Here is a 5,904-nt window from a genome sequence, read left to right as displayed (position 1 = left end):
CCCCGCCCGGCCCGCTGACCGAGGACGTCGACGTCGCCGACCCCCGGCAGGACGTCGCCGGGGCGGCGGAGCAGCGCGAGACCAGCGGGGAGCTCGCCGAACTGCTGGCGCGGCTGCCCGAGGCGCAGCGGGAGGCGGTCGTGCTGCGGCACGTGGCCGACCTGTCCATCGGCGAGGTCGCCGCGATCCTCGGGGTCCCCGAGGGGACCGCCAAGTCCCACGTCTCCCGCGGCCTCAAGAAGCTGCGTGAACTCACCCAGGAGGGTGTCCGATGAGTGACGAACCGCTGCTGGCCCGGCTCGCAGAACTGGTCACCGACGCCCCGGAGGGCCTGATCGACCGGATCGCCGCCCGCTGGGTCACCGTCGGCGGCCCCGTCGGCGAGATGTTCGTCGCCTACACCGACCACGGGATCGCCTACGTCCGCCCCGCCGGGGACGACGCCCGCCGGGAGTTCCGCAGGCGCTTCGGACGGCCGCTGCTGCCCGCGCCCCGTCCGCCCGCCGGGCTGGTCCCGGCGCTGCGCACCGGGGACGCCGGAGGGCTCCGGTTCGACCTGCGCGAACTCACCCCGTTCCAGGCCGAGGTGCTGCGCGCCGCGCGCAGCATCCCGCGCGGCGAGGTGCGGCCCTACTCCTGGATCGCGCGGCGGGTCAACCGGCCCGGGGCGGTGCGGGCGGTCGGCACCGCGCTGGCCACCAACCCCGTGCCGCTGCTGATCCCCTGCCACCGGGTGGTCCGCTCCGACGGCTCGCCGGGCCGGTACATCTTCGGCTCCGACCTCAAGCAGCACCTGCTGCGCAGCGAGAACGTCAACCTGGACGAGATGCACGACCTCGCCCGCCGGGGGGTCTTCTACCTGGCCAGCGACACCACGGGAGTCGTGTGCTTCCCGTCCTGCCGCCACGCCCGGCGCATCGCCCCCGCCCACCGGCGCGGCTTCCGCACCGTCGCCCAGGCCGCGGCCGCGGGCTACCGCCCCTGCCGGCACTGCCAGCCGGCAGCGGAGGCCGCCTGACGCGGGGACGCCGCAGGCCCCGCGGGGGCCGCGGCGAAGAGGGCCCGCGGGGAGGCGGACAGGCAGAGGCGGCGGTGCCGGGACCGGTCCCGGGGCCCGGGACCGGTCGGCGGGCGTGCCGGACCGGCGTCCCGGCGGCTTCGGCGTCAGGAGGAGGGGCCGTTCCTGTGGTCGGCGCGGATGCGGCGCCAGGCCGAGGCCCAGCGCTGGTACTCGGCCTCGTCGCCGCCGCAGGCGACGACGAACGCGCTCAGCACGGTCAGCCGGGGCAGGCGGTCGCTGTTGAGCGCGAGGCGGAACCGGGAGGCCGAGCACACCCCTCCGCAGTTGTACTCCATCTCCAGGTAGGAGGGCGCTCCGGCCCAGAGGCGGTAGTGGCGCATGGCCGCCACGAAGGCGGCCGGCGTGGCGGCCCGCCGGGGGTCGGGCTTCTGGGCGGGGGCGGAGGGCAGGCCGGTCGTGGCCGGGCGGCGGGACGCGGCCCGGCGGGGCGCGGAGAACTCCGTCACCGAGCACGGACGTCCCGCGGGGGAGCGTTCCCTCATCGGACCTCCCCGAAGCGGGAGGCGACACCGGAGAGCGGCCCGCGGGCCGAGGGGGCCGCCGGAACGGCGGCGGTGCGGGTCACGGGGGAAAGGGTCGTGACGGGACCCGGAACAGAAAACGTCATTGCTCCCTTGGTGGTGTTCGGGGCCGGTGGGGAGTCCGGACTCGGGACAGCCGCTTTGGTCCGGGAAGGACCGGCCCGGGGTGCGCCGCGCCGGTCGGGACAGGGCGCCGCGGCACTGCGGTGAACTCACGAAGCAGCTTCATACTATGCCGTCTGCGCTGGTCCTGGGAATGGCGCGGGACAACCCGGAACGGGGCGGTGCCGCGGCCGGCCGACGCGCGTTCCGGAAACGGACAGAAATCCATTCTCCTCCCGGAAAGGAAACGCCGGAAGAAGTGCGGTGCGTCGCCGCGGTGCCGCGGCAGGACGGCCGCCCGGTCGAGGAGCGCCGGGCCGGTGCCCTACCCTGGTCGCGTGGGGACCCCAGCAGACGCGGCCGGGAGGGCGGGCCCGGGAGCCGGTGTGCGGCCCGGCCCCGCCGACCTGCTCGCCGACCCCGGATTCCGCCTGCTCGCCGACCTGGTCGCCGACGGCGACGTGGTGGTGCTGAGCGGGGCCGGCCTGTCCACCGAGTCCGGGATCCCCGACTACCGGGGGGAGACCGGGCGCAGGCGGCGGTCCCGGCCGATGACCTACCAGACCTTCGTCGGCAGCGCCGCGGCCCGCCGACGCTACTGGGCGCGCAGCCACCTGGGATGGCAGCACATCGACCGGGCCGCGCCCAACGCGGGCCACCGCGCGGTCGCCGAACTCCAGGCCCGCGGCCTGGTCACCGGGATCATCACCCAGAACGTGGACGGCCTGCACCAGGCCGCCGGCGCCCGCGGGGTGGTGGAACTGCACGGCAGCCTGCACCGGGTCCGCTGCCTGGGCTGCGGGGAGCGCACCGCGCGCGGCGAGCTGGACCGCAGGCTGCGCGAGGCCAACCCCGGCTGGAGCGCCCTCGCCGACGAGGTCAACGCCGACGGCGACGCGGCCCTCGCCGACGAGTGGATCGACTCCTTCCGCGTCGTGGACTGCCGCTCCTGCGGGGGAGTGCTCAAACCCGACGTGGTGTTCTTCGGCGAGAACGTGCCGCGGGAGCGCGTCCGGCACTGCTTCGCGCTGACCGAGGGCGCCGGGACGCTGCTGGTGCTGGGCTCCTCGCTGACGGTCGCCTCCGGCTACCGGTTCGTCCGCCGCGCCGTGGAGCACTCCGTCCCCGTCGCGATCGTCAACCAGGGGGCCACCCGGGGCGACCCCCACGCCCTGCTGCGGCTGGACGCCCCGCTCGGCGCCGCGCTCACCGCGCTGCTCGCCGCACTCGACGCACACCTCTGACCACCGCCGCCAGTGGTCCTGCCTCTCCGCGGGCCGCGCCCGCGGCCCGCGGGGGCCACCCGGGGCGACCCCCACGCCCTGCTGCGGCTGGACGCCCCGCTCGGCGCCGCGCTCACCGCGCTGCTCGCCGCACTCGACGCACACCTCTGACCACCGCCGCCAGTGGTCCTGCCTCTCCGCGGGCCGCGCCCGCGGCCCGCGGGGGCCGCCCGGGCGCGTGCCCCCGCGGGGACCGCTCTTTTTGGGAGCGCTCCCAAAAAGGATATCGTGAGCTCTGGTGCACCGCGGCCCCGATCGAACAGGTCCGATCCCGGCCGAGCAGGCCCTCCGGTCCACAAGACGGCTCGTCGACAGAGGAGCTCGGTTGAGCATTCTGCAGAAAACGTCCGGCCTCGGAAGGCCCGTCGTCGGCGTCTTCACCGCGGCGGCCCTCGCCGGCCTCCACACCGTGGTCCTGCCACTTCTGCTGAACGAGCGCGGCGCGGAAAAACCCGCGATCGTCGCCTTCTACGTGCTGTTCGGCACCGCCTCGATGGCGGTCAACCTCGTGGTGGGGCGGTGGTGCCGCGCGACCGGGCGCCACTGGGTCGGCGGCGCCCTGGGCGGGGCGCTGGGCCTGGCCGGCATGGGCCTGCTGGCCGCCCCCACCCCCGGCTGGGCGGCCTACGCCGCGGCGCTGTGCGGGGCCTTCGGCAGCCTGGTCTACCCGACGTTCGTGGCGCTGCTGGACAACGGGACGCTCTCCGAGGCCCGCGTCATGGGCCTGGCGCGCACGGTGTTCGTCGTCGGCTACATCGCCGGCCTCGGCGCGGCCTCGGCCCTCTTCCTCGCCGAGGACGCCTTCGGCCCGCTGTTCCGCCCCGTCCACGCCTGCCTGGCCCTCTCCGGGGCCGCCCTGCTGCTGAGCCTTTTCACCCCCGCCGCGCGGCCGGGCACCAGGAGTCGGGAGGGCGGGGCGGCACGGCCGCAGCGCGGGGCGTGGTGGCTGGTCGCCCTGGCGGTCGCGGTGGTCTTCCTGCTGCGCGGCGCCGACAACCTGCGCCAGGTCTACCTGCCGCTGTACGCCTGGCAGACGGGCATGGCCGAGTCGGTCATCCCCGGCCTGTTCGCCCTCACCGCGGTGGTGGAGGTCCTCGTCCTGGTGCCGCTGGCCGCGGCCACCGACAGGTACGGCAGCGTGCGCACCCTGGTCGTCGTCTGCATGGTCGGCGCGCTGTCCTTCCTAGTCGTCGCGGTCGACGCGGGGACCGCGGGGCTGTTCGGGGCCCAGGTCCTCTACGCGGTCTTCACCGCGGGCTTCCAGAGCATCTCGGTGGTCCTGCTCGGCCAGGCCACGCGCTCGGGGGTCGCCGGCGGGGTCGGCCTGTTCGCCGGGATCTTCCAGATGGGCGCGGTGCTGGGGGTGGCCGTCCCGCTCGCGGTCCCCGGCTACTCGGCGGCCATCTTCTGGATCGGCTGCGGGCTGTGCCTGCTGGCGGCCGCGGCGATGCTGGCGGCAGGCACCGAACTGAACGACCGCGGGGACGCGCCGCCCCGGCGGCCCGAGGAGCAGACCGTGCCGTCCGGCGACTCCGGGTGAGCCGTCCCGCCGCGGGAGTGGACACGTCCGGGACCGCGTGTAGGGTGCCCATTGCCCGCTCGAGCGCCGACAGAGAACAGGACCGACCGTGACCGGAACCGCCCCCGCCCCGTCCGTCCCCCCGCGGCAGCGGGCGGCGACGCTCCTCAGCGAGGTCCTCTCGCCCGGAGTCCTCGTCACGGGGGTCCTGCTCGTGGTCGGCTGGGGCAGCACCCACAGCCCCGCCGGGGCGGGCTGGGGCCTGTTCGCCGCCCTGTTCTGCTCCGTCGTCCCGTACGCGGCCGTCCTCGTCGGCGTGCGGCTCGGCTACTGGAGCGACCACCACATTCGGGACCGGCGGCAGCGGACCGTCCCCTTCCTCATCGCCATCGGCAGCGTCGCGGCGGGCATCGCCGCGCTCGTCGTCCTGGGAGCGCCCAGTGCCGTGCTGGCCCTGGTCGTCGCGATCCTGGCGGGACTGGTCAGCACCAGCGCGGTGAGCCTGTGGTGGAAGGTGTCGGTGCACACCACCGTCGCCTCCGCGACGACCTGCGTGCTCGTCCTCGCCTTCGGACCGGTGCTGGCCGCGGCCCTGCCCGTGGTCGCCCTGGTCGCCTGGTCGCGGGTGGCGCTGAACCACCACACCGTCGCGCAGGTCGTCGTGGGCGCCCTCCAGGGGGCGCTGGTCTGCGGCCCCGTCTTCGTGCTGCTGAGCTGAGGCCCTCCGGGCGCGCGGGCTGCACAGGAGCCGCAGGCGGCGGCCCCGCCGTCAGTGGCGGCGCGCGTCCGCCGCCGTGACCCCGGCCAGCAGCCGGACGACCGCGGCGGTGTCCCGCAGGTCGTCGAGGACACCGTCGGCGCCCGCCGCGGCGAGGTCGGCGCGGCTGCTGCGGCCGGTGGCGACCCCGACCGCCCGCACCCCCGCGTCGTGCGCGCCCCGCACGTCGTGCGGGGTGTCGCCGACCACCACCACCGCGGAGGGGGCGAACCCGGCGCCGTGCCGCTGGGTGGCGCGGGCCACGGCCAGGCGCACCAGGTCCGCCCGGTCGGGGCTGTGGTCCCCGTAGCCGCCGAGGGACAGGTCGAGGCGGGCCTCCAGGCCGAAGGCGGCGAGTTTGGCGGCGGCCAGCTCCCGGATGTTCCCGGTCACCACCGTCTGCACCGCGCCCAGGCGGTGCAGGGCCTCCAGCGCCGCGTGGAACCGGGCGAGCAGCTCCGGGTCCGGCGCCACGCCGTTCAGGCGCAGGGTGTCGGCGGCGATGGCGTGCTCGGTGCGTCCGGCCATGTCCGCCACCGCGGCCGGGGCACACCGTCACCAACGCCTGGAACGCCGACCTGTCCGTGACCGGGTCCGCGGTGACCGCGGTCAACGCGGGGTGGAACGGCGCGCTCCCCGCC

The 5,904-nt window shown here is 76.2% G+C and carries 9 protein-coding genes; 7 read left to right on the top strand and 2 right to left on the bottom strand.

Going from position 1 to position 5,904, the window contains the following annotated elements:
* Nucleotides 1-275: RNA polymerase sigma factor (locus AC529_RS09815; protein ID WP_157080175.1), on the top strand; the 275-nt coding region annotated here is incomplete at its 5' end.
* Complete coding sequence (locus tag AC529_RS09810; protein WP_068755767.1) at nucleotides 272-1,018, top strand: methylated-DNA--[protein]-cysteine S-methyltransferase; 747 nt, start codon at nucleotides 272-274, stop codon at nucleotides 1,016-1,018. The genes AC529_RS09815 and AC529_RS09810, both read left to right, overlap by 4 nt.
* A gap of 146 nt (nucleotides 1,019-1,164) precedes the next feature.
* On the opposite strand, the gene AC529_RS09805 is transcribed toward AC529_RS09810, so the two are convergent.
* Nucleotides 1,165-1,563, bottom strand: a complete 399-nt coding sequence (locus AC529_RS09805) for a hypothetical protein (protein WP_232306663.1) — start codon at nucleotides 1,561-1,563, stop codon at nucleotides 1,165-1,167.
* 479 nt (nucleotides 1,564-2,042) lie between these two features.
* On the opposite strand from AC529_RS09805, the gene AC529_RS09800 reads away from it, so the two are divergent.
* The 4 genes from AC529_RS09800 (at nucleotide 2,043) to AC529_RS09790 (ending at nucleotide 5,224) form a co-directional block, all read left to right on the top strand.
* Complete coding sequence (locus AC529_RS09800) at nucleotides 2,043-2,948, top strand: NAD-dependent protein deacetylase (RefSeq protein WP_394326441.1); 906 nt, start codon at nucleotides 2,043-2,045, stop codon at nucleotides 2,946-2,948.
* A 12-nt stretch (nucleotides 2,949-2,960) separates the two neighbouring features.
* Complete coding sequence (locus tag AC529_RS20095) at nucleotides 2,961-3,098, top strand: hypothetical protein (protein ID WP_157080148.1); 138 nt, start codon at nucleotides 2,961-2,963, stop codon at nucleotides 3,096-3,098.
* A 214-nt stretch (nucleotides 3,099-3,312) separates the two neighbouring features.
* Nucleotides 3,313-4,527 (top strand): MFS transporter, encoded by a 1,215-nt coding sequence (locus AC529_RS09795; RefSeq protein ID WP_068755766.1) that lies wholly within the window; start codon nucleotides 3,313-3,315, stop codon nucleotides 4,525-4,527.
* Between the two features lie 88 nt (nucleotides 4,528-4,615).
* On the top strand, nucleotides 4,616-5,224 hold the full coding sequence (locus AC529_RS09790; protein WP_068755765.1) for a phosphatase PAP2 family protein: 609 nt from the start codon (nucleotides 4,616-4,618) through the stop codon (nucleotides 5,222-5,224).
* A 51-nt stretch (nucleotides 5,225-5,275) separates the two neighbouring features.
* Here the strand turns inward: AC529_RS09790 and AC529_RS09785 are convergent, their stop codons facing one another.
* Entirely contained in the window at nucleotides 5,276-5,791 is a 516-nt protein-coding gene (locus AC529_RS09785; RefSeq protein WP_068755764.1) for an HAD hydrolase-like protein, read from the bottom strand.
* A 56-nt stretch (nucleotides 5,792-5,847) separates the two neighbouring features.
* Between AC529_RS09785 and AC529_RS20910 the strand changes: the two genes are divergently transcribed.
* Nucleotides 5,848-5,904 (top strand): hypothetical protein (locus tag AC529_RS20910; protein WP_232306676.1); only part of this gene is annotated, 57 nt, incomplete at its 3' end.

This window comes from Thermobifida cellulosilytica TB100, from assembly GCF_001517975.1.
Taxonomy (GTDB): domain Bacteria; phylum Actinomycetota; class Actinomycetes; order Streptosporangiales; family Streptosporangiaceae; genus Thermobifida; species Thermobifida cellulosilytica.
This window is presented reverse-complemented; position numbering and strand designations above follow the sequence as displayed.